The 20,598-nt window shown below is 73.7% G+C and carries 15 protein-coding genes and 1 pseudogene; 3 read left to right on the top strand and 13 right to left on the bottom strand.

Going from position 1 to position 20,598, the window contains the following annotated elements; genetic code table 11:
• Positions 1 to 8: 8 nt before the first annotated feature.
• Together ACFQ87_RS13460 and ACFQ87_RS13455 are read right to left on the bottom strand one after the other, a co-directional pair.
• Complete coding sequence (locus ACFQ87_RS13460) at positions 9 to 1,265, bottom strand: alpha/beta hydrolase (protein WP_380610850.1); 1,257 nt, start codon at positions 1,263 to 1,265, stop codon at positions 9 to 11.
• 53 nt (positions 1,266 to 1,318) lie between these two features.
• Positions 1,319 to 1,921: pseudogene (locus ACFQ87_RS13455) on the bottom strand (molybdopterin cofactor-binding domain-containing protein); the annotation flags it as partial.
• Between the two features lie 589 nt (positions 1,922 to 2,510).
• On the opposite strand from ACFQ87_RS13455, the gene ACFQ87_RS13450 reads away from it, so the two are divergent.
• Positions 2,511 to 2,984 carry a hypothetical protein gene (locus ACFQ87_RS13450; RefSeq protein WP_380610849.1) on the top strand — a complete coding sequence of 158 codons (474 nt, stop codon included), beginning with the start codon at positions 2,511 to 2,513 and terminating at the stop codon, positions 2,982 to 2,984.
• Positions 2,985 to 3,061: 77 nt separating this feature from the next.
• On the opposite strand, the gene ACFQ87_RS13445 is transcribed toward ACFQ87_RS13450, so the two are convergent.
• The 10 genes from ACFQ87_RS13445 to ACFQ87_RS13400 form a co-directional block, all read right to left on the bottom strand.
• Positions 3,062 to 5,056 carry an Ig domain-containing protein gene (locus ACFQ87_RS13445; RefSeq protein ID WP_380610848.1) on the bottom strand — a complete coding sequence of 665 codons (1,995 nt, stop codon included), beginning with the start codon at positions 5,054 to 5,056 and terminating at the stop codon, positions 3,062 to 3,064.
• Positions 5,057 to 5,392: 336 nt separating this feature from the next.
• Positions 5,393 to 6,013, bottom strand: a complete 621-nt coding sequence (locus ACFQ87_RS13440) for a hypothetical protein (protein ID WP_380610847.1) — start codon at positions 6,011 to 6,013, stop codon at positions 5,393 to 5,395.
• A 129-nt stretch (positions 6,014 to 6,142) separates the two neighbouring features.
• Positions 6,143 to 6,382, bottom strand: coding sequence for a DUF6213 family protein (locus ACFQ87_RS13435; protein WP_380610846.1), 240 nt, complete (start codon positions 6,380 to 6,382; stop codon positions 6,143 to 6,145).
• A gap of 77 nt (positions 6,383 to 6,459) precedes the next feature.
• Positions 6,460 to 8,322, bottom strand: a complete 1,863-nt coding sequence (dnaK, locus tag ACFQ87_RS13430; RefSeq protein WP_380610845.1) for a molecular chaperone DnaK — start codon at positions 8,320 to 8,322, stop codon at positions 6,460 to 6,462.
• Positions 8,323 to 8,521: 199 nt separating this feature from the next.
• A complete protein-coding gene (locus ACFQ87_RS13425) occupies positions 8,522 to 8,971 on the bottom strand; it encodes a hypothetical protein (RefSeq protein ID WP_380610843.1) in 450 nt (149 codons plus the stop codon).
• A gap of 129 nt (positions 8,972 to 9,100) precedes the next feature.
• Positions 9,101 to 10,432 carry a nitrate/nitrite transporter gene (locus ACFQ87_RS13420; protein ID WP_380610842.1) on the bottom strand — a complete coding sequence of 444 codons (1,332 nt, stop codon included), beginning with the start codon at positions 10,430 to 10,432 and terminating at the stop codon, positions 9,101 to 9,103.
• Positions 10,429 to 10,788, bottom strand: coding sequence for a nitrite reductase small subunit NirD (gene nirD / locus ACFQ87_RS13415; protein WP_380610841.1), 360 nt, complete (start codon positions 10,786 to 10,788; stop codon positions 10,429 to 10,431). The genes ACFQ87_RS13420 and nirD overlap by 4 nt, the downstream gene beginning before the upstream one ends.
• Positions 10,785 to 13,370 carry a nitrite reductase large subunit NirB gene (nirB, locus tag ACFQ87_RS13410; protein ID WP_380610840.1) on the bottom strand — a complete coding sequence of 862 codons (2,586 nt, stop codon included), beginning with the start codon at positions 13,368 to 13,370 and terminating at the stop codon, positions 10,785 to 10,787. Before nirB ends, nirD begins: the two co-directional genes overlap by 4 nt.
• Positions 13,367 to 14,590: an NAD(P)/FAD-dependent oxidoreductase gene (locus tag ACFQ87_RS13405; RefSeq protein ID WP_380610838.1), complete on the bottom strand. Its 1,224-nt coding sequence runs from the start codon at positions 14,588 to 14,590 to the stop codon at positions 13,367 to 13,369. Before ACFQ87_RS13405 ends, nirB begins: the two co-directional genes overlap by 4 nt.
• Positions 14,587 to 16,704 carry a molybdopterin oxidoreductase family protein gene (locus ACFQ87_RS13400; RefSeq protein WP_380610836.1) on the bottom strand — a complete coding sequence of 706 codons (2,118 nt, stop codon included), beginning with the start codon at positions 16,702 to 16,704 and terminating at the stop codon, positions 14,587 to 14,589. The genes ACFQ87_RS13405 and ACFQ87_RS13400 overlap by 4 nt, the downstream gene beginning before the upstream one ends.
• 192 nt (positions 16,705 to 16,896) lie before the next feature.
• Here ACFQ87_RS13400 and ACFQ87_RS13395 point away from each other — a divergent pair, with 192 nt between their 5' ends.
• Both ACFQ87_RS13395 and ACFQ87_RS13390 read left to right on the top strand, forming a co-directional pair.
• On the top strand, positions 16,897 to 18,021 hold the full coding sequence (locus tag ACFQ87_RS13395) for a uroporphyrinogen-III synthase (protein WP_380610835.1): 1,125 nt from the start codon (positions 16,897 to 16,899) through the stop codon (positions 18,019 to 18,021).
• The gene (locus ACFQ87_RS13390) at positions 18,021 to 18,725 is read left to right on the top strand and encodes a sirohydrochlorin chelatase (protein ID WP_380610834.1); all 705 of its coding nucleotides are present in this window, start codon (positions 18,021 to 18,023) and stop codon (positions 18,723 to 18,725) included. The genes ACFQ87_RS13395 and ACFQ87_RS13390 overlap by 1 nt, the downstream gene beginning before the upstream one ends.
• Before the next feature lie 391 nt (positions 18,726 to 19,116).
• On the opposite strand, the gene ACFQ87_RS13385 is transcribed toward ACFQ87_RS13390, so the two are convergent.
• Complete coding sequence (locus ACFQ87_RS13385; protein WP_380610832.1) at positions 19,117 to 20,499, bottom strand: rhodanese-like domain-containing protein; 1,383 nt, start codon at positions 20,497 to 20,499, stop codon at positions 19,117 to 19,119.
• Positions 20,500 to 20,598 lie beyond the last annotated feature (99 nt).

The raw sequence follows: 20,598 nt of genomic DNA, 5'->3' as shown, positions 1-20,598 counted from the left end.
CGCGCCCGCTACGCCGGATCCGCCAGGTGTGCGCTGAGCCAGCTCAGCGAGGGCGGGATCAGCCGGTTCCAGGTGGTGAAGTTGTGGCCGCCGGTGTCCACCGTCGCCTGGGCCACCACCAGGGGCGGACGGGCGGCCGCCGCGAAGGCCGTGGAGTCGGCGTAGGTGCTGCCGTCCTCCTTGCTGTCGGCGAGCAGCACGGCGAGCGCGGGCGGCGGCAGGTGGGCGAGGCGCCAGTCGAGGTTCGCCTCGTCGCGGCGCTGCCGGCTGCCGCCGAAGAGGTCGCCGGTGGTCACGTCCTCCGCGGCCTTGAAGTAGCCCGAGAGCGAGGCCGCGGCCGGGAAGACCCCCGGGTGCACCATGCCGAGCTTGAGAGCGCAGTAGCCGCCGGTCGAGTCGCCCATGACGCCCATGCTGTCCGCGCCGCCCAGTACCCGGTAGGAGGCCCGCAGGTCGGCGGGCACGTCGGTGGTGAAGTAGGTCTGTGCCTGCGGGCCGTGCGGGATGTCCTCGCACTCGCTGTCCCGGGGCATGCTGGGCGAGGGCCGCATCAGCACCAGTACGGTCGGCTTCATCGTCCCCTTGTTCAGCAGGTCGAGTTCGGTGGCCGGGTAGCGCAGCTTGGTGACCAGGTTCTTGGCGTCCCCGGGGAAGCCGGTCATCACCAGCACGGCCGGGAAGTGCCGGCCCTCGTTGCCGGGCTGGAAGTACTGCGGCGGCAGGTAGACGTACCCGTCGGTGCTCAGCCCGGTGGTGGTGCCGGGCAGCCGGACCTGGTCGAGCCGGCCGATCTGGGCCGGGTCCCGGTTGGCCGAACCGGCGCCGGTGATCTCGGCCCTGCCGAGCGCCTGCACCCCGGGGCGCCCGCCCGCCGGGGTGCCGGTGGTGCCCGGGGTGGCGCCGGCGCCCGGAGTGCCGGTGCCCGGCGTGGCACTGGTGCCAGGGGTGGCACTGGTGCCCGGGGTGGCACTGGTGCCCGGGGTGGCACTGGTGCCCGGGGTGGCTCCGGCGCCCTGGATGACACCGGCGCCGTGCTCGCGCCCGAGCAGGTCGGACCAGCTGCTGTAGAAGATGAAGTAGTCGTTGACGGCGAGCCCGAGCGTGGCGAGCAGGGCCACCTGGGTGAGGGCGATGGTGCCCAGCCGTAGGAACATCGCGGGCCAGCTGCGGACGGCGAGCTTGGGCCAGACCCAGAGCGTGCCGAGCACGGTGGCCACCGCGAACAGCGCCGCCAGCGCCAGCAGTCTGTGACTGGTGAGTCCCATCCGTCCCGGCCTCCCCTACTACTGTGTACCACCGGCCCGGGAAGCGACTCCCTTTACTCAGGGTGGCCACCCTGCCGTCGCCGGTCGGCCAGCGCCTGCCACACCTGGTCGCGCAGGAACGGCGGGTCGGTGAAGCGGATGCTGGTGGCGTCGCGCAGCGCGTTGGCGAAGGCGGGGGTGACCGGGTTGAACGGGCTCTCGCTCATCGACTTGGCGCCGAGCGGGCCGATCGCGTCCGAGGTGTCGGAGAAGTGCACCTCGGTGCGCGGCACGTCGGCGTACGCCGGGAGCCGGTAGCGGCGGAAGGCTGCGGTGGTGACCTCGCCCCGCTCGTCCAGCAGCACCCGCTCGAACAGCGTCGCGCCGAGCGCCTGGGCGACCCCGCCCTCGACCTGGCCCCGGCACTGCAGCGGGTTCATCACCTTTCCGGCGTCGGCGCCGTGGACGCTGCGCAGGATGCGGATCTCGCCGGTGTCCGGGTCGACGGCGATGCGGAACCACTGGGAGTTGAAGGCGATCGAGCGCGGCGAGCCGCCCCAGTGCCCGGCGGCGGAGAACTCCACCCCGCGCGCCCGCGCCGCCTCCTACAGCTCCTGGAGCACAATGGCCCGGCCCTCGCAGTCCGCCGCCTCCGCGCCGAGCCGCACCAGGGCGCGCGGGCTGCGGGCGTACTCGTGGGAGGCCACGCGACAGCCAGCCGCGCCCTACCCGCAAGCCCGGTCCATCACTTCGGTAGGGCGAGTCAGCTTCTCGGCTGTAAAGGCTAGATCGCGTTGAAGCCGCCGGCGCACGGGCGTCACGAGTGGGTCCGGGCACCATTCGCACCGGTTGCGCACTGGTTGATCACCCAAGGGCGGACGGGGAGTTGGCCGCTCCGCATGCCAACTTCGACAAGACTGTCGAAGTTGGCATGGCCGGGCTATGCTGGCGACAGGTCCGCACGATGAGTCCCCGCCCCGTCGACGTCCGCACCAACCCCGGCGCACCCGACCGGAAGGAGGCGAGACCCGTGGACCGCAGGAGTCCGGCCCGCGACCACACCCACGTCCGCTCCCGAACCACCGAGCCGACCCCCGGCAGAACTAGGCCCACCCGGTGACATTCTGACGTCGCGTCAACTCGGCGACCGACTCTCACCTCCTGGCCGTTCAGGCGTGCCCCGGGCCGCCCGCCGCCGTTGTACGGAAGGTGAGTCGCCGCGCCCGCCCCCGACCCCCGGCGCCCCCGCCGAGGAGGAGGTTCCCCATGACGACGTCCCGGCTCTTCCCGCGCCCGCGCGAGGCGGCGGTCCTGCTCGCCGTCCTCGGGCTGCTCGTCCTGGAGGAGATCGCCCTCGGCATGGCGGAGGAGGAGGACCGCCCGGTGATCGGCGGCATCCTGATCGGCGCCTCCTGCTCCGGGCTGGTGGTGGTCGGCGCGGTGCTGTTCAGCCGCTGGCTCGACGCCCGCCGCCCGCTGCCGCTGCCACCGCTCGGCCCCAACGGGCGCGAGTACAGCGCCCGGGCGCTCGAAGGCTTCCCGATGGAGGCCGTCCGCCCCCTGTTGCTCGCCGAACACGCCCCCCAGCTCGGCCAGTTGTACTCGGCCTGGATGCTCGCCAAGGCCGGCCGCCCGGCCCCGTGGATCGCCCGGCGGCTCGACATCCCGCTCGACGCCGTCCAGCTCCTGGCCGACGCCGCCCGCGCACACACCGGCCCCCGGCCGCTGCCCGGACCGTGACCCCCGGGCCGCGATCGCAGCGGCGTCGGCCCCGCCACCGCAACGCGCGGTGGCGGGGCCGACGTTCGGGCGCGAGGTCAGCTCTCCCGAGCCGAGGCGTCGTCGATCAGGAACGCGGTGGTCGGGGTCGTACCGGTCTCGTGGGAGACCAGTTTGAGGCCGATGGTGGTCCCCCAGCCGACCTGGGCGATGACCGAGGAGAGATCCACCGACTGGTACTGGTAGCCGTTGGTCGGGTTCTGGCTGCTCCAGGTCCTCACCGTGCCGATCGGCTGCCCGGTGTACTGGTTGACCGCCACCAGCGACAGTGTGTCGGGCGCGGTGGTGGAGGCGTTGGTCGACTCGGTGTCGAGCCAGAAGGAGAAGCTCGCCTGCCCGTAGCCCGGGTAGGTGTTCAGGTAGGTGGTGATGGAGTCGTCCGTCCCGGTGTTCTGGCCGAGCCAGGCGTACCACGAGCCGGAGTGCGGCGCGTGCAGGCTGGACGGGGTGATGATGTTGTACCCCGACGGGCTCCAGGCGTCCGTCATCACGGTGTGGTTGACGTCCGCCGAGCCGTTCTCGAAGCCGGGGTCGATGAGCTGCTCGATCGGGCCGCAGCCCGTCCCGGCGGCGGCGCTGACGTTCTCCCAGAAGCCGGTGGACGCCGCCCTGCCCGCCGCGTCCGTCGCCGTCACGGTGATCCGCTGGTAGCCGTTGGTCGCGGCGGCGGTGCCGGAGATCACCCCACTGTGCGCGTCGATGGCCAGCCCCTGCGGCAGCCCGGTGGCGCTGTAGGTGAGGGCCGAACCGCTGCTGGACACGCCCACCGCCGGGACCGACAGCGGCTGCCCGGCCCTGTCGGTCCGGTCACACATCGTGCTCACCGAGACCGGCGGACCGCTCACCACCGGGTCCGAGGCCATGCACAGGTGGTCGGTGTTGGACCACAGGGTCTGCAGCGGGAAGCTGCCCGTCGACAGGTCCTCGAAGAACAGCCCGCCGTTGGCGCCCTTCGGGATCCAGGCGCACTTGTCCCCGACCTCCTGGCCGGTGGCGTCGGTCCAGCCGCCCGGGGTGTTCGGGTCGGTCACCGTCTCCGCGTACTCGTGGCCGCCGATGATCCCGTAGCCGTCCAGTCGGCCCCTCGGGGTGTTCTCGCCGAACCAGTTGGTGCCGCAGCCGGCCACATCCGTGAGGTACGGCATGTTGGTGTAGGCGAGCTGGCCGTACGGCGAGCGCTGGAAGTCGTGCCAGGCGCAGTAGCCCAGTTCCTTCCACTTGTCCGGGTCGGCGCCCTGCGGCGAGTCGATGATGTACTGGACGTCGCGGTTCTGCGCCTCGGTCAGGTTGCCGAAGTGCTTGGCGGCGGCCAGCGCCTCCGCACCGAGCTGCGGTTCGGTCGCGGCCTGCGGCGCGGGGGCGCCGTTGTCCACCCAGACACCCGCGAGCACGCTCCCCGCCTGCGGGTACGGGATGTGCGCGGCCCCGGCCGGACACTGGACGGAACCGGCGGCTATGCCCTCGCAGTACTGGGTCAGGACGGCACTCCAGCCGTCGCCGGCGCTGCCGAGGCCCTTGAAGAAGTCCTGCTGGTACGGGGCGGCCTGATCCGGGTCCCCGGTCGTCACGACGTCGCCGGTCGAGTTGGTCGACGGGGTCCCCCACTGGGAGCCCCAGAGCACCAGGTAGACCTTGGGTGCGCCGATCACCACGCCGGTCGACTCCTGGCCGCCCTTGTAGGTGACCTGGAGGTCGTACTGGTTCGCGACGTTGCCGTCGCCGTCCTTGCCGGTGCCCGGGTCGGCGCCGTCCGCCAGCTGGGGGGTCTTCTTGCCGCCGGTGCCGTTCGCGGCCGTGGCGACCGGGCCGGTCCGGGCGGCCCGGGCCCGGTGCGGGCCGGACTTCGTCTGTGGAGCGGCGGTCGCCGTTTTCGGGGTGCCCGGCTCGGCGGCCACGGTGGCGGTCTCCGCCTTGTGCGGCTCGGCCATGGCGGTCAGCGGGCTGCTCAGCGCGGCGCCGGCCAGGGCGGCGGCGAGGGCCACCAGTGCGGTTCGGTGGCCGCGTTGGAACAGTCGGGATCGGAATCTGATCACGGGTCGGGTTCCGTCTCTCATGACGTGGGGGGGGGAGGGTGCGCGTTCGCGGCGGGGGCTGGGGACGGGGAACAGGATCTCGCCCGGACCGCTGTGCAATGCGCCATATGATATTTCACTGAACCTCGCGCACAAGGCCCCTGCGGGCGGCGCGAACCGGCGCCACCCGCCCACGGACACCCCACCCGGCTCCACCCCGGCGCGGTGGCGCACCCGCCCCACCTGGCCCGATGACCCTCGAACAGGCACCCCTGCGACCGGCTCGCCAACTCGGCGACCCGGCGCGGATTTTAACTGCCCCTTACCCGACCCGGCCTCGTCTTGGGATTCCCCCCGTCAGACGTGTCGCCCCGCGTTCGCCTGCGCCACCAGGAACGGCACCAACCCGCGCTCCGCCAGAGCCGACCGCCAGACGTCCCGCGCCCGCACCAACTCCCCCGGGTCCTCGCCCTCTTCGGCCGCCGCCGGGTCCTGCGCCCGGAACGCCGCCCCCAACAGGCCCAACCCGCCCACCAGCAGACACACCGCCGCCACCCCGGCGGCCACCCAGCCGGCGGTCACCAGCGCGCGCCCCAGCACCTCCATGCCCTCGGCCAGCCCCAACAGGTAGCCGAGCAGCAGGAGCACCGCGGCGGCCGCGGCGGCGACGATCGGCGCTATCACCCCCAGCACCCCCCACCATCCGGACACCCGCTCCCGCGCCGGTGCGTCCACCGGCAGCCGGGCCACCGAGTCGGCGTCCGCCCGCAGCGCCGCGTACCGCTCGTACTCCGGCGCCGCCGCGGCCAGCACGTACTCGGCGTTCTCCCGCGCCGCCCGCCGCAGCCGCTCCACCCCCGGCGCCTCCTCCCCGCCGTCCCGCAGCGCGGCCCGCACCTGCGGCGCCGCCAGCGCCTTGCCGAGCTCCGTCTCGAAGTCGGCCCGGTCCTGCTGCGGCAGTCGAAGCGGCCTGTCCATGGTGTGCCCCCCGTTCGCTGTTCACCTGTGGGCCATAAGGCCACAGTTCTACAGCACTGTAGAACACGGAGCCAGGCCGAGGCCTCCCGGTTCACCTGTGGAATCGAGGGAGAAGAAAGGGTCTCCTCCTCACTCGCGGCGCCGCGACGAGAAGGCGATGCACTCCACGTCGATCTGGTCGGCCAGCCGGCCCAAGGCCCCGGCGAGCGCGAGGAGGGTCTCCGGGTCGTAGTCCGTCTCCCCGTCCCGGCCATTCGCCAGGTCCACCCAGCCGGCCGCCACCTTGCGGAGCATGGTGGTGACCTCGGCGGCGGGAATCAGCACACCGCCACTGCGCGGGAAGACCACGGGGACGCTCACCTGAACCACCGCTGCCTCCTGACCTCGGCGCGGCCCCACTCCCTCCATCCAGCCTCTCCCTCCCCACCCACGGCGGACAAGGGTGCTCAGCCGGCCTTGCCACCTCTTTCGTCCTCGACGATCTCGGCGTCCACAACCTCCTCCTCGGCAGCGGCCCCCGAGGACGCGCCCGGGGCGCCCGACGCCCCGGACCCGCTCCCGCCCGCCTGCCCGTAGATGGCCTGGCCCAGCTTCTGGCTGACCTGGGCGAGCCGGTCCCGCGCGTCCCGGATCGCCGCGCCGTCCTCGCCCTTGAGCCTCTCCTTCAGCTCCGCCACGGCCGTCTCCACCTCGCCGCGCACATCACCCGGGATCTTGTCCTGGTTGTCCCGCAGGAACGTCTCCGTCGAGTAGACGAGTTGCTCGGCGCTGTTGCGCGTCTCGGCCGCCTCCTTGCGCTGCCGGTCCTCCTCCGCGTGCTGATCCGCCTCGCGGACCATCCGGTCGATGTCGTCCTTGGGTAGCGCCGAGCCACCCGTCACGGTCATCTTCTGCTCCCGTCCGGTGCCGAGGTCCTTCGCGGCGACGTGCATGATGCCGTTGGCATCGATGTCGAAGGTGACCTCGATCTGCGGGACTCCACGCGGCGCCGGGGCGAGCCCCGTCAGCTCGAACATGCCGAGCTTCTTGTTGTACGCGGCGATCTCGCGCTCGCCCTGGAACACCTGGATCTGCACGGACGGCTGGTTGTCCTCGGCCGTCGTGAAGATCTCCGAGCGCTTGGTCGGGATGGTCGTGTTGCGCTCGATCAGCTTCGTCATGATGCCGCCCTTGGTCTCGATCCCGAGCGACAGGGGCGTGACGTCGAGCAGCAGGACGTCCTTGACCTCGCCCTTCAGCACGCCCGCCTGGAGCGAGGCGCCGATCGCGACCACCTCGTCCGGGTTGACGCCCTTGTGCGGGTCCTTGCCGGTGAGGTCCCGCACCAGCTCGGTCACCGCGGGCATCCGGGTCGAGCCGCCGACCATGATCACGTGGTCGATGTCCGAGACCTCGATCCGCGCGTCGTTCACCGCCTGGTGGAACGGCGCCCTGCAGCGCTCCAGCAGATCGGCGGTGAGCTGCTGGAACTGGGCGCGGGTGAGCTTCTCCTCCAGGTGCAGCGGGCCCTCGGCGGAGGCCGTGATGTACGGCAGGTTGATCGTCGTCTCGGTCGCCGACGACAACTCCACCTTCGCCCGCTCGGCGGCCTCCCGAAGCCGCTGGACGGCCATCTTGTCCTTGGACAGGTCGACGCCGTAACCGTTCTTGAACTGCTTGACCAGGTGGTCGACCACGCGCTGGTCCCAGTCGTCGCCGCCCAGATGGGTGTCGCCGTTGGTGGCCTTCACCTCGACCACGCCCTCGCCGATCTCCAGCAGGGAGACGTCGAAGGTGCCGCCACCGAGGTCGAAGACCAGCACGGTCTGGTCGCTCTCCTTGTCCAGGCCGTAGGCGAGGGCGGCGGCAGTCGGCTCATTGACGATCCGCAGCACCTTGAGCCCGGCGATCTCGCCGGCCTCCTTGGTCGCGGTGCGCTGGCCGTCGTTGAAGTACGCGGGCACCGTGATCACGGCGTCCGTCACGTTCTCGCCGAGGTACGACTCCGCGTCACGCTTGAGCTTCTGGAGGACCCGGGCGGAGATCTCCTGCGCGGTGTAGCGGTGGCCCTCGACGTCCCCGCTGTCCGGGAACCGCCAGGCACTCTCGCCCATGTGCCGCTTGACCGACCGGGCCGTGCGATCGACGTTGGTGACCGCCTGGCGCTTGGCCACCTCGCCGACGAGCACCTCGCCACCCTTCCCGAAGGCGACGACGGACGGTGTGGTCCGTGCGCCCTCGGTGTTCGTGATGACGGCGGGTTCGCCGCCCTCCAGGACGGAGACCACCGAGTTCGTCGTACCCAGGTCTATCCCGACCGCGCGTGTCATCTCCCGGCCTCCTGATCCTCCGGGCGCAGGGCCACCGGAGCGATTTGCCTCAATTCAGGCATAGAGCCCGAGCGGACAGGGGTCAAGCCGCGGGTCCGGGCCCGGGTTGCCGGGCTCCGGCCGCCGTCAGGATGCCGCGCACGAAGTGGTGGTACGTGCCGCGGTAGGACGAGGGCGCCGGCCCGGACGAACGGACGCATCAGTCGGCGGTGAGCTTCACCCGGCGGCTGTCGGCGGAGGCCGGCGGGGTGGCGCCGATGTTGGAGACGGTGGCGATCACGACGGCGTCGGCGCCCGGGATCCAGTTGACGGTCTTGGACTGGACGACCAGCTGCCGCTGCTGCGCCGTGCCGTCGCAGATGATGTCGGCCTCGGCCGTCCGGCTGGAGCCGAAGGCGATCGAGGACGCGTCCTCCGGGTCCTTCTGCTCGACCGAGACGGTGAGCGAGCGGGCTTCGTCGGCGACCGAGCAGAGGTAGTCGACGTCCACCCGGACCCGGCCGGGGACCTTCGGATCGATCCGGGCCTTACCGAGGGTCACCGTCGTGGTGACCGGGTCGTCGGTCGGGTCCGGGTCGGCGGCCAGGGCCGGGGAGGCGAGGCCGGCGAGGGCCGAGGTCAGTACCGTCAGAACGATCCACCGCTGCACTGCAACCTCCGGGGCTGAGAACGTGTTGCGGCCGACGCTAACCGGCGCTCCGGATGCCCGCGCGCCGAGTCGTCCGATCGCCGTACGAACGACCCGGCGCCGGCGCGGCCGAGGCGGGCCCGCCTCGCCTCACCGCCGCCGGAGCCACACCGCCCAGGTCAGCACCGAGCAGAGCACGTACGCGGCCAGGAACCCCAGGTACGCGGCGTCCCCGTTGTGGCTGGCCTGGAAGGACTGCCGGAAGGCCAGGTTCACCAGCACCCCGCCGAAGGCGCCGATCGCACCGGCGAGCCCGATCAGCGCCCCGGCCCGGCGCCGGGAGTCGGCCTCGGCGGCGGCCGGGTCGGCGCCGCCCGCGACGGCCCTGCGGGCGATCGACTGGAAGTGCGCCGGGATCATCTTGTACGTCGAGCCGTTGCCGATGCCGCTGAGCACGAACAGCGCGATGAACCCGGCCAGGAACAGCGGCAGCGAGCCCGCCCGGGAGGCGGCCAGCACGACGGCCGTCCCGGCCCCCATGGCGAGGAAGGTCGCCAGCGTCACCCGCGCGCCGCCGTACCGGTCGGCGAGCCGCCCGCCGACGGGCCGCAGCAGCGAGCCGAGCAGCGGCCCGAGGAAGGTGAGCGCGGCGGCCTTGACCGGGGTGTCGAAGCGCTCGTGGAACTGCACCTGCAGCACCTGCCCGAAGGCGAAGCCGAAGCCGATGAAGGAGCCGAAGGTGCCGATGTACAGCGTGGAGACCGCCCAGCCGTACGGGTCGCGGGCGACCTCGCGCAGCGCCCGTCCCTCACCGCTGGCGGACACCGGCAGGTTGTCCATCCTCCACCAGGCCCCGGCCGTCGCCAGCACGATCAGCGGCAGGTAGACCAGCGGCAGCAGCCGGGGGTGGGCGGCGCCGGCCGTGGACAGCACCAGCAGCCCGAGCAGTTGGACGGCCGGGACGCCGAGGTTGCCGCCGCCCGCGTTGATGCCGAGCGCCCAGCCCTTGAGCCGGTGCGGGTAGAAGGCGTTGATGTTCGCCATCGAGGAGGCGAAGTTGCCGCCGCCGACCCCGGCCACGCAGGCCACCGCGAGCAGCGTCCCGTACGAGACGCCCGGCTCCAGCACCACGGCCGCCAGCACGGTGGGCACCAGCAGCAGCAGCGCGCTGATCACCGTCCAGTTGCGGCCGCCGAAGCGGGCGACGGCGAAGGTGTACGGCAGCCGCAGCAGCGCACCGAGCGCGGTCGGCAGGGCGGTGAGGGTGAACTTCCCGGCGGTGTCGATGTGGTACTCGGGCCCGAGGAAGAGCACCAGCACCGACCACAGGCTCCACACCGAGAAGCCGATGTGCTCGGAGAGGACGGAGAAGACCAGGTTGCGCCGGGCGATCCGGGCACCGCTGCGGTCCCAGAACTCCTCGTCCTCCGGGTCCCAGCCGGCCAGCGGGGCGGGGGTTCTGGACTCCAGGACGGTGGTCATGCGACGGCCTCCTCGGCCAGGGCCCGGACCGGCCAGCGCCGCAGCACGGCGGGGGCGCCGTCGGGGGCGGTGTCCTCGTCCAGGCAGCGCCCGTCGGTGAGGTCGTACACCTGCTTGTACATCGGGGAGATGAGGGTCGGCCGCTCGCCACGGCTGCCGATCAGGCCGCGGGACAGGACCGGGGCGCCGCTGAACGGGTCGAGGTTGTCGACGGCGTACAGCTCCCCGGCGCGGTCGCGGAAGAGGGCGACCTGTCCGGCGTCGGGCAGCAGCACCGCGACGCCGCGGCCGGGTTCGAGGTCGGCGAGGGAGCAGACGGTCTGCCAGCGGATGCCGTCGTGGATCTGTACGGTCACGGGGTGAGCACCTCCAGTCGGGCCCCGGCGACCAGCACCGGGACGTTGAGGGTGTGGCCGGCCTCGCCGGGGCGGGCGGGGCGGATCTGGCCGCGTTCGGGGACGAAGGTCACAGCGGGGTCGGGGGTGCCGGGGGCGTTGACGAAGGAGGCGAAGCGCCGCAGCCGCTCGGGGTCGGCCAGGGTCTCGGCCCATTCGTCCTGGTAGCCGCTGATGTGACGTGCCATCAGTTCGTCCAACTCGGCGGCGATGCCGAGCGAGTCGTCGAGGACCACGGCGCGCAGGTGGTCGAGGCCGCCCTCCAGCCGCTCCAGCCAGACCGAGGTGCGCTCCAGCCGGTCGGCGGTGCGGATGTAGAACATCAGGTAGCGGTCGATGGTGCGGATGAGGGTCTCGCGGTCGAGGTCGGCGGCGAGCAGGTCGGCGTGCCGGGGGGTCATGCCACCGTTGCCGCCGACGTAGAGGTTCCAGCCGGCCGAGGTGGCGATGATGCCGAAGTCCTTGCTCTGCGCCTCGGCGCACTCGCGGGCGCAGCCGGAGACGGCGGCCTTGAGCTTGTGCGGGGAGCGCAACCCCCGGTAGCGCAGCTCCAGTTCGATGGCGAGGGTGGTGGAGTCCTGGACGCCGTAGCGGCACCAGGTCTCGCCTACGCAGGACTTCACGGTGCGCAGCGACTTGCCGTAGGCGTGTCCGGACTCGAACCCGGCGTCGACCAACTTGCTCCAGATGACCGGGAGTTGGTCGACGGTGGCGCCGAACATGTCGATCCGCTGACCACCGGTGATCTTGGTGTAGAGGCCGTGGTCGCGGGCGATCTCGCCGATCGCGATCAGCCCCTCGGGGGTGATCTCGCCGCCTGGCACCCGGGGGACGACCGAGTAGGAGCCGTTGCGCTGGAGGTTGGCGAGGAAGTGGTCGTTGGAGTCCTGCAGGGCGCCCTGCTCGCCGTCCAGGATGTGGCCGTTGCCGAGGCTGGCCAGGATGGAGGCGACGGTCGGCTTGCAGATCTCGCAGCCCTCGCCGCTGCCGTGCTTGGCGAGCAGCTCGGAGAAGCTCGCCAGCCCGGTCACCCGGACGATCTCGTACAACTCGGCCCGGGTGTGGGCGAAGTGCTCGCACAGGCCCTTGACGGTGGAGACCCCGGCGGCCTCCAGCTCCTCGCCGACGACGGTGCCGAGCTGCTTGAGGCAGCTGCCGCAGCCGGTGCCGGCCCGGGTGCACTTCTTGACGGCGGCGACGCTGTCGGCGCCCTGCTCGCGGACAGCGGCCCGGACGGCGCCCTGGGTGACGTTGTGGCAGGAGCAGAGCACCGCTTCGTCGGGCAGCGCGACCGCTCCGGCGGAGGCGAACCCGGCGGGCAGCACCAGCTGTTCGGGGGCGACGGTGAGCGGCTTGCCGGCCACGGCGAGCGGGCGCAGGGCGCCGTAGCCTTCGGTGTCGCCGACCAGGACGCCGCCGAGCAGCGCGCCGTCGGGGCCGATCACCAGCTTGCGGTAGACGCCGGTGCGGCTGTCGCTGTACAGCACGTCGAGGGCGCCCTCGGCGCTGCCGTGCGGGTCGCCGAAGCTGGCGACGTCGACGCCGAGCAGCTTGAGCTTGGTGGACAGGTCGGCACCGGTGAAGCCTTCGCCCTCCCGCTCCGCGATGGTCCGGGCCGCCGTCTCGGCCATCTGGTAGCCGGGGGCGACCAGCCCGTAGACCCGGCCGTCGACGGCCTGGGCGCACTCGCCGATGGCGAGGATCGCCGGGTCCTCGGTGCGGCAGTGCGCGTCGACCACGACGCCGCCGCGCTGGCCGACCGGCAGTCCGCAGTCCCGGGCGAGCTGGTCGCGGGCGCGCACCCCGGCGGAGAAGACCACCAGGTCCGCGGGCAGCTCCCGGCCGTCGGAGAGGGCGAGGGCGCGGACCCGGCCGTCCGGGCCGGTGAGCACGCCGCTGGCGCCGGCGCTGGTGTGGACGGTGACGCCCAGGTCCTCGATCTTGCGGCGCAGCGCGGCGCCGCCGCCGTCGTCCACCTGCACGGCCATCAGCCGGGGCGCGAACTCCACCACGTGGGTGGCCAGGCCCCCGGCCCGCAGGGCGCCGGCTGCCTCCAGGCCGAGCAGTCCGCCACCGACCACCACGCCGGCGCCGGCGCCGGCGGCCTCGGCGCGGATGGCGTCGACGTCCTCGATGGTGCGGTAGACGTGGCAGCCGGGGGCGTCCGTCCCGGGCACGGGCGGCACGAACGGCACCGAGCCGGTGGCCAGCACCAGGACGTCGTAGCGGACTTCGGTACCGGACCGGGTGGTGACGGTCCGCCCGGCCCGGTCGATCGCGGTGGCCGGGTCGCCCAGGCGCAGGTCGATCCCGTGCTCGGCGAGGAAACCGGCCGGGCAGAGCGCGAGGTCCTCGGCGGTGCTGCCGTCGAAGAGCGAGCTGAGGTGGACCCGGTCGTAGGCGGGCCGGGGCTCCTCGGCGAGCACGGTGACCCGCCAGCCGCGCGCGGCCGGCTGCTCGGTCCAGGCCTCCAGGAAGCGCTGGCCGACCATGCCGTGGCCGACCAGGACGAGGTCGCGGACAGTGCGGTCGTCAAGGGTCATCGCGCTTCTCCAGTCATTGCAGTTCCTCGGGTGAGCAGGTGCAGGGGGTGGCCGGCGAGCGCGCCGCCGTCGGCGAAGGCGCCGGCCAGCGCGTCCACGGTGGCCAGGTCGCCGAGCAGGATGGCGCCGACCAGCCGGTCGCCGCGCAGGACGAGCTTCTTGTAGCTGCCGCGGGTGGCGTCGGTGAGCCGCAGCACGTCGAGGCCCGGGTCGAGCGTCTCGTCCACGGTGCCGAAGGCCGCGTACTCCAGGTCCCCGGTGCTGAGCCGGGCGCGTGGGCTGGTGCCGGGGTAGCGGGCCCCGGGCTCGGCGCCGGAGAGGCGGCGGGCGAGCACGTCGGCCTGCTCCCAGGCCGGGCCGGCCAGGCCGTGGACGGTGCCGCGGTGTTCGGCACAGTCGCCGATCGCGTGCACGTGCGGGGCGACGGCCAGGTGGTCGTCCACCAGGATCCCGGTGTTGACGGGCAGTCCGGCGGCGTGGGCCAGCGCGGTGCGCGGGCGGGTGCCGCAGGCCAGGACCACCAGGTCGCAGTCCAGCCGGTAGCCGCTGGCCAGCTCCACCGCGCCGACCCTCTCACCGCCGTGCACGGCCCGAGCCCGGTTGCCGGTGTAGCACTCGACGCCGAGCCCCTGGAGCCGTTCGCGCAGCACCGCGGCCGCCTCCGGGTCCAGCTGACGCTCAATCAGATTCTGGGCCTGGTGGACGATTTCGGTGCGCACCCCGAGAGCGGCCAGCGCCCGGGCGGCGCTCACCCCGAGCACCCCGCCGCCGATCACCACCGCCCGCTTGGCGCCGACGGCCTCCTCGGCCAGTCGGGCGCAGTCGGCCAGGGTGCGCAGCGTGTGCACGCCCTCGGCCAGGCCGTACCCGTCGGTGCGGCGCAGCCCGCGGACCGGCGGGAGCACCGGGTTGGCGCCGGTGGCGAGCACCAGTTCGTCCCAGGGCTCCACGGTGCCGTCGGCCAGGCCCAGCGTCCGGGCCTCCAGATCGAGGGCGACGACCTCACAGCCGGGCCGGGCCGACGCCCCGCCGAGCGGCAGCGCGATCGACTCCGCGTCGTAGCGCCCGGTCAGCACCTCGGCGAGCAGCACCCGGTTGTACGGGGCGCGCGGCTCGGCGCCGTACACGGTGACCGTGCCGGGCCCGCCGAGAGCGCCGTAGCGCTCGGCGAAGCGGGCGGCCGCCATGCCGCCGCCGACCACGGCGATCCTGGTGGTCATGTCGTCACCTCTTTCAGGACCGGCTCCACCCGGACGGCGCAGAGCTTGAACTCCGGCATCCGGGAGACCGGGTCGAGCGCCGGGTTGGTGAGGCTGTTGGCCCGGCCGGCGCCCGCCCAGTGGAAGGGCATGAAGACGGTGTCGGGCCTGATGGCGTCGGTGATCCGCGCCGGGGCGACCGCCCGGCCGCGCCGACTGGTGACCGCGACCGGCTCGCCGTCGGCGATCCCGAGCCGCCCGGCCAGCCGCGGGTGCAGCTCGACGAACGGGCCGGGGGCGGCCGCGTTGAGCTCGGCGACCCGGCGGGTCTGCGCGCCGCTCTGGTACTGGGAGAGCACCCGGCCCGTGGTCAGGAACAGCGGGTACTCCTCGTCCGGCTCCTCGCCGGCCGGGCGGTGGGTGACCTCGGCGAAGCGGGCCCGGCCGTCCGGGGTGGCGAAGCGGTCCAGGAACAGCCGCGGGGTGCCCGGGTGGTCCGGCGTCGGGCAGGGCCAGAAGACGCCGTCCTCGGCGGCGATCCGCTGGTAGCTGATGCCCGCGTAGTCGGCGTCGCCGCCGGCCGAGGCGCGGCGCAGTTCGGCGAAGGCCTGCTCGGCCTCGGCCGGGAAGCCGTCCGAAACGCCCAGCCGGGCGGCGAGTTCGCGCAGCAGCCACAGCTCGCTGCGCACCCCCTCGGGCGGGTCGAGGGCGCGGCGGCGCAGGATCACCCGGCCCTCCAGGTTGGTGGTGGTGCCGTCCTCCTCGGCCCACTGGGTGACCGGCAGCACGACGTCGGCGAGCGCGGCCGTCTCGGAGAGCACCACGTCGGCGACCACCAGCAGGTCCAGCGCGCGCAGCCGCTCGGTGACGTGCCCGGCGTTGGGCGCGGAGACCGCCGGGTTGGAGCCGGCCAGCAGCAGCGCCCGGACGCCGCCCGGCTGCCCGAGGTCGTCCAGCAGCTCGTAGGCGGACTTGCCGGGGCCGGGGATGCTCTCGGCCGGGACACCCCAGACGGCGGCGACGTGCTCCCGGGCCGCCGGGTCCTCGATCGAGCGGTAGCCGGGCAGTTGGTCGGCCTTCTGGCCGTGCTCGCGCCCGCCCTGGCCGTTGCCCTGGCCGGTCAGGCAGCCGTAACCGCTGTACGGGCGGCCGGCCTTGCCGGTGGCCAGGCACAGGTTGATCCAGGCGCCGACGGTGTCGGTGCCCTTGCTCTGCTGCTCCGGGCCGCGGGCGGTCAGCACGATGCCGGTGTCCGACTCGCCGAACAGCCTTGATGCTTCGCGGAGTTGATGGGCAGGCACGCCGGTGATCCGCTCCACCCGGTCGGGCCAGTGGGCCATCGCCGACTCGCGGGCCCTGTCGAAGCCCGACGTTCGTCGCGCGATGAACTCGCGGTCCACCAGGCCGTCCGCGATCACCAGGTGGAGCAGGCCGAGGGCGAGCGCCAGGTCCCCGCCGGGGCGGGGCTGCAGGTGCAGGTCGGCCAGTTCGGCGGTGCGGGTGCGGCGCGGATCGACCACGATCAACGTGCCGCCGTTCTCCCGGAGTTCGCGGAAGTAGCGGACGGCGGGCGGCATCGTCTCGGCCGGGTTGCCGCCGACCAGGATCAGGCAGCCGGTGTGCGGGATGTCGGCGAGCGGGAACGGCAGCCCGCGGTCCAGGCCGAAGGCCCGGCGGTGCGCGGCGGCCGCCGAGGACATGCAGAACCGGCCGTTGTAGTCGATGTTGGCGGTGCCCAGCACGACCCGGGCGAACTTGCCCAGCAGGTACGCCTTCTCGTTGGTGAGCCCGCCGCCGCCGAACACGCCCACCGTGTCCGCGCCGTGCTCGGCCCGCGTCCGGGCCAGCCCGGCGGCCACCCGGTCCAGCGCCTCCGACCAGCTCGCCGAGCGCAGCGGGGCGCCGGGCCGGTCGCGCAGCAGCGGGCCGATCAGCCGGACGGCCCGGTCCAGCAGCGCGGGCGCCGAACGGCCCTTGCCGCACAGCGCGCCCCGGTTCACCGGGAACTCGGGCCGCTCCAGCACCTCGGCGGGCTGGTCCGCGCCTGCCGACAGCCGCATCCCGCACTGCAGCGAGCAGTACGGGCAGTGCGTGTCGGTGGCCGTGGCGAGGACGGCGGGGCTGGTCAACGTCATGCCGAGAAAGGTCGCCGTCCGCTGTTTCGCGATCGGGTCGTCAATGTTGCGGGCGCGGTACACCTCGCTCACGTCGCCCGACCACCGGGGTGCACGGCCGGACATCTGGCGTAACCGCAGCGGCACTTTCGCTTACCGGCAGGTGACGGTCGGGCAATGCCCCCGTAACACGCGCACCGCAGGCTGTCGCGCATGGCAGCAACCCTCACCCCGCCAGGACCGCTCACCGGCTTCACCGTCGGCGTCACCGCGGCGCGCCGCCGCGAGGAGCTCACCGCCCTGCTCACCCGGCGCGGCGCGCAGGTGGTCGAGGCCCCGGTGCTGCGCATCCTGCCGCTCGCCGACGACCTCGCGCTGCGCGAGGCCACCGACCGCTGCCTGGCCGCCCCGCTCGACTACGTGGTGGCCACCACCGGGGTCGGCTGGCGCGGCTGGATGAGCGCGGCCGAGGGCTGGGGCCGGGGCGCCGCCCTCGCCGAGGCCTGCCGCGGCGCGGTGGTGCTCAGCCGCGGCCCCAAGGCCACCGGCGCGGTCCGGGCCAGCGGACTGGACGAGGGCTACTCCCCCGGCACCGAGGCCACCGACGAACTGCTCACCTGGCTGCTCGCCCGCCCGCTGGCCGGGCGCCGGATCGCCGTCCAGGAGCACGGGGTCCGCCTGGACGTCTTCGCGGCGGCGCTGCGCGAACGCGGCGCCGAGGTGATCTCCGTCCCGGTCTACCGCTGGGCGCCCCCGGAGGATCCGGGCGCGGTGCGCAAGCTCCTCGACCAGACCGTCCGCCGCCAGGTGCACGCCCTCACTTTCACCAGCGCGCCCGCGATCACGGCGCTGCTCGCCGCGGCGGAGGCCGAAGGCCTGTACGACGCGCTGCTGGACGCCCTGCGCGCGGACGTCCTCCCGGTCTGCGTCGGCACCCTGTGCGCCCGCCCCCTCACCGACCTCGGCCTGCCCGCCGTCCACCCCGAGCGCGGCCGCCTCGGCGCACTGGTCCGGCTGCTCGCGGACACCCTGCCGGGCCGGGCCCGTCGTGAAGTCGCCCTCGCCGGGCAGGTGTTGACCCTCCAGGGGAACGCCGCCCTGGTCGACGGCGAGAGCCACTGGCTCAGCCCGCGCGGCGCGGCGGTGTTGCGGGCGCTCGCCGAGCGGCCCGGCCGGGTCCTCAGCCGCGCCGACCTGCTGCGCGCCGCCTGGCCGGACGCCACCGCCGACGAACACGCCGTGGAGGCCGCGGTCGGACGGCTGCGGGCGGCACTCGGGCCGCACGCCACGCTGATCCGCACCGTCCCCAAGCGTGGCTACCGGCTGGCGGCGGGTTGATGGCGCCGGTGCTGCTCGCCGTCGCCCACGGCAGCCGCGATCCGGCAGCAGCGGCCTCAACCCGGGATCTGCTGCGGGTGGTTCGCTTCCTCCGCCCCGAACTGACCGTACGCTGCTGCTTCCTGGACCTCGCGCAACCCGCACTTTCGAATTCCCTGGCCCGACTCGCGCGCCAGCGGCCGATCCTGGTCCCCCTCCTGCTCGGCACCGGCTACCACGTCCGGGGCGACCTGCCCGAGGCACTCGCCGCCGCGGGCCTCCCCCTCACCCACCTCGCCCCCGCACTCGGCCCCCACCCCCTGCTCGCCGAGGCCCTCGCCGACCGCCTCACCGAGGCCGGCGCCCCGCCGGATGCGCCCGTGGTCCTCGCCGGAGCGGGCTCCTCCGACCCCACCGCCGTCGCCGACACCACCCGGATGGCGGAGTTGCTGGCCACCCGCCTCGACCGACCGGTCACCCCCGCCCACCTTTCCGCCGCCGCCCCCACCCCCCACCAGGCGGTCGCCACCCTCCACGCCGCCGGCCACCCCGCTGTGGCCCTCGCCGGCTACCTCCTCTCCCCCGGCTTCTTCGCCCGCCGCGCCGCCACGACTGCGGCGGCCTGGACCAGCGCCCCGCTGGCTGCCCACCCGGCCGTCGCCCGGCTGGTGTTGCAGCGCTACGACGAGGCACGGGCGGCGGCCGTGATGCCTTCGGCAGCCTGAACAGCCCGACGCATACCGCCTGCCGCTCCCGGCCGACGGAACCGGTGACCTGAGGGTCGCCGACTCCGCGACCATGGGGTGCACACGAACGGGTTGGTGGCGAGAATGGGCGGCGGGGCCGGGCGGAGGACGGAGTCGCTGGTGAAGGCGCTACCGGGTGGCCTTGCCACGCTCGTCGCGGTCCTCGCCGTCCTCGCCACGGGCGCGAGCCCCTCACCGACGGACAGGCCGTCGCCCACGCCTTCACCCACGGGCACCAGTGCGCCGGGACCGGCCGTCTCCCTGAAGCCGACGTACGGGCCCCGGCTCAGGACCGTTCAGGTGATGCTGTCCGGGTTCGAGGTCTGCCTGGCCGGCCTCAACCTTTCGACGGCTCGATCGCTGCGCCCGCTCACACGGCCGTCCCCTCGACCAGGCGGACACCGCGGGCGGCGGCGTACTCGGCGAACCCGCCGCGCAGGACGGCCAGGCCGGTGTGCCCGGCGCGCTCCAGGATGCTGGCGGCGGTCATCGCGCGTTCGCCGTGGCCGCAGGCGACCAGCGCGCCCTGCGGGGCGTCGGCGGCGAGGCCGGTCAGCGAGCCCAGTTCGATGTGGGCCGCGCCCGGGACGTGCCCGGCGGCGAACTCGGACTCCTGCCGGACGTCCAGGTACGGGCGTTGCCCGGCCTCCTCCGGGGTGACGAACTCGGTTGCGGCGACGGCTCCTTCGGCCTCGCGCCAGGCCCGCATGCCACCGGCCAGCCGACCGGCCAGGCGCTCGTAGCCGATCTTGTGGGCCTGCCAGACCAGTTCGTCGAGGTCCTGGTCCTCGCCGGCGACGAAGGCCAGCGGGGCGGAGTCTGGCAGCAGCCACCCGAGCCAGGTGGCGAACTGGCCGCGCAGCGGGATGGAGAGGGCGCCGGGGATGTGCCCGGCGGCGTAGTCGGCGGCCGGGCGGACGTCCACGACCTGGCCGCCGCTCGCGAGCAGTCGGCCGAGCTGGGCGGCGTCGAGCAGCGGGAGCCGCGGGGTGCCGTCGAGCACCCGGGGGCCGGTGCGGTTGAGTTCGCCGAGGCGGGCGAAGTACGCGGGGTAGCTGCCGAGGCTCGCGAGCAGTTCGGCGACGAAGGCATCCTCGGTGGGCGCGGCGAGCAGCGGGTTGGACTGCTTCTGCGCGCCGACGGTGGTGGTGCGGGCGGAGCCGGGCGGGGCGGAGCAGAAGGAGCCGGCGCCGTGGGTGGGCCAGACCGGGAGGTGGTCGGGGAGGGCGGCGAGGCGGCGCAGCGAGCGGTACTGGGCGCGGGCGAGTTCCTCGGTGCGCTCGGGGCCGAGCAGGTCGGGGCGGGCGGCGGAGTTGACGATCAGCGAGCCGCCGGTGAAGACGCCGAGCTCGGTGGCGCCGGCTCCGGCGCCGTCGAGGAGCAGGAAGGACAGGTGCTCGTCGGTGTGCCCGGGGGTGGCGAGGGCGCGCAGGGTGAGCCCGCCGAGGTCGACCTCGTCGCCGTCGGCGAGCGGGGTGTGCGGGAAGGTGCGGTGCCCGGCGGCGGAGGCGAGCACGGTGGCTCCGTCGTCGTGGCCGAGCTGGACGGCGCCGGAGAGGAAGTCGGCGTGCAGGTGGGTGTCGGCGGCGAAGGCCACGGTCAGCCCGCGCCAGTCGGCGGCGGCCCGTAGGGCGCGCAGGTCCAGGCTGGCGTCCACGGCCAGGGCGCGGCCGTCGCCCAGGTCGACCAGGTAGGCACTGTTGCCCAGTCCCTCGTCGACCAGCGGTATCAGGTTTTCGTCGGCGAAGCGCATCTCGATCCTCCTGGTTTGACAGTGCGGCCTGCGTCCGGATGCAGCAAGCGGCACTATCAACAATATTCCATGGATTTTTGGAAGATACTGGTCAGGGGG

Source organism: Kitasatospora sp. NPDC056531 (genome assembly GCF_042794375.1).
GTDB lineage: Bacteria > Actinomycetota > Actinomycetes > Streptomycetales > Streptomycetaceae > Kitasatospora.
Note: the sequence above shows the minus strand (reverse complement) of the source record. Positions and strands in the feature narration are given on the sequence as shown.

What these genes read in the sequence shown, in the direction of transcription:
- ACFQ87_RS13460 (WP_380610850.1), bottom strand. Translation starts at nt 1,265, where the DNA reads ATGGGACTCACCAGTCACAGACTGCTGGCGCTGGCGGCGCTGTTCGCG.
- ACFQ87_RS13450 (WP_380610849.1), top strand. Translation starts at nt 2,511, where the DNA reads ATGACGACGTCCCGGCTCTTCCCGCGCCCGCGCGAGGCGGCGGTCCTG.
- ACFQ87_RS13440 (WP_380610847.1), bottom strand. Translation starts at nt 6,013, where the DNA reads ATGGACAGGCCGCTTCGACTGCCGCAGCAGGACCGGGCCGACTTCGAG.
- dnaK (WP_380610845.1), bottom strand. Translation starts at nt 8,322, where the DNA reads ATGACACGCGCGGTCGGGATAGACCTGGGTACGACGAACTCGGTGGTC.
- ACFQ87_RS13420 (WP_380610842.1), bottom strand. Translation starts at nt 10,432, where the DNA reads ATGACCACCGTCCTGGAGTCCAGAACCCCCGCCCCGCTGGCCGGCTGG.
- nirB (WP_380610840.1), bottom strand. Translation starts at nt 13,370, where the DNA reads ATGACCCTTGACGACCGCACTGTCCGCGACCTCGTCCTGGTCGGCCAC.
- ACFQ87_RS13405 (WP_380610838.1), bottom strand. Translation starts at nt 14,590, where the DNA reads ATGACCACCAGGATCGCCGTGGTCGGCGGCGGCATGGCGGCCGCCCGC.
- ACFQ87_RS13400 (WP_380610836.1), bottom strand. Translation starts at nt 16,704, where the DNA reads ATGACGTTGACCAGCCCCGCCGTCCTCGCCACGGCCACCGACACGCAC.
- ACFQ87_RS13395 (WP_380610835.1), top strand. Translation starts at nt 16,897, where the DNA reads ATGGCAGCAACCCTCACCCCGCCAGGACCGCTCACCGGCTTCACCGTC.
- ACFQ87_RS13390 (WP_380610834.1), top strand. Translation starts at nt 18,021, where the DNA reads ATGGCGCCGGTGCTGCTCGCCGTCGCCCACGGCAGCCGCGATCCGGCA.
- ACFQ87_RS13385 (WP_380610832.1), bottom strand. Translation starts at nt 20,499, where the DNA reads ATGCGCTTCGCCGACGAAAACCTGATACCGCTGGTCGACGAGGGACTG.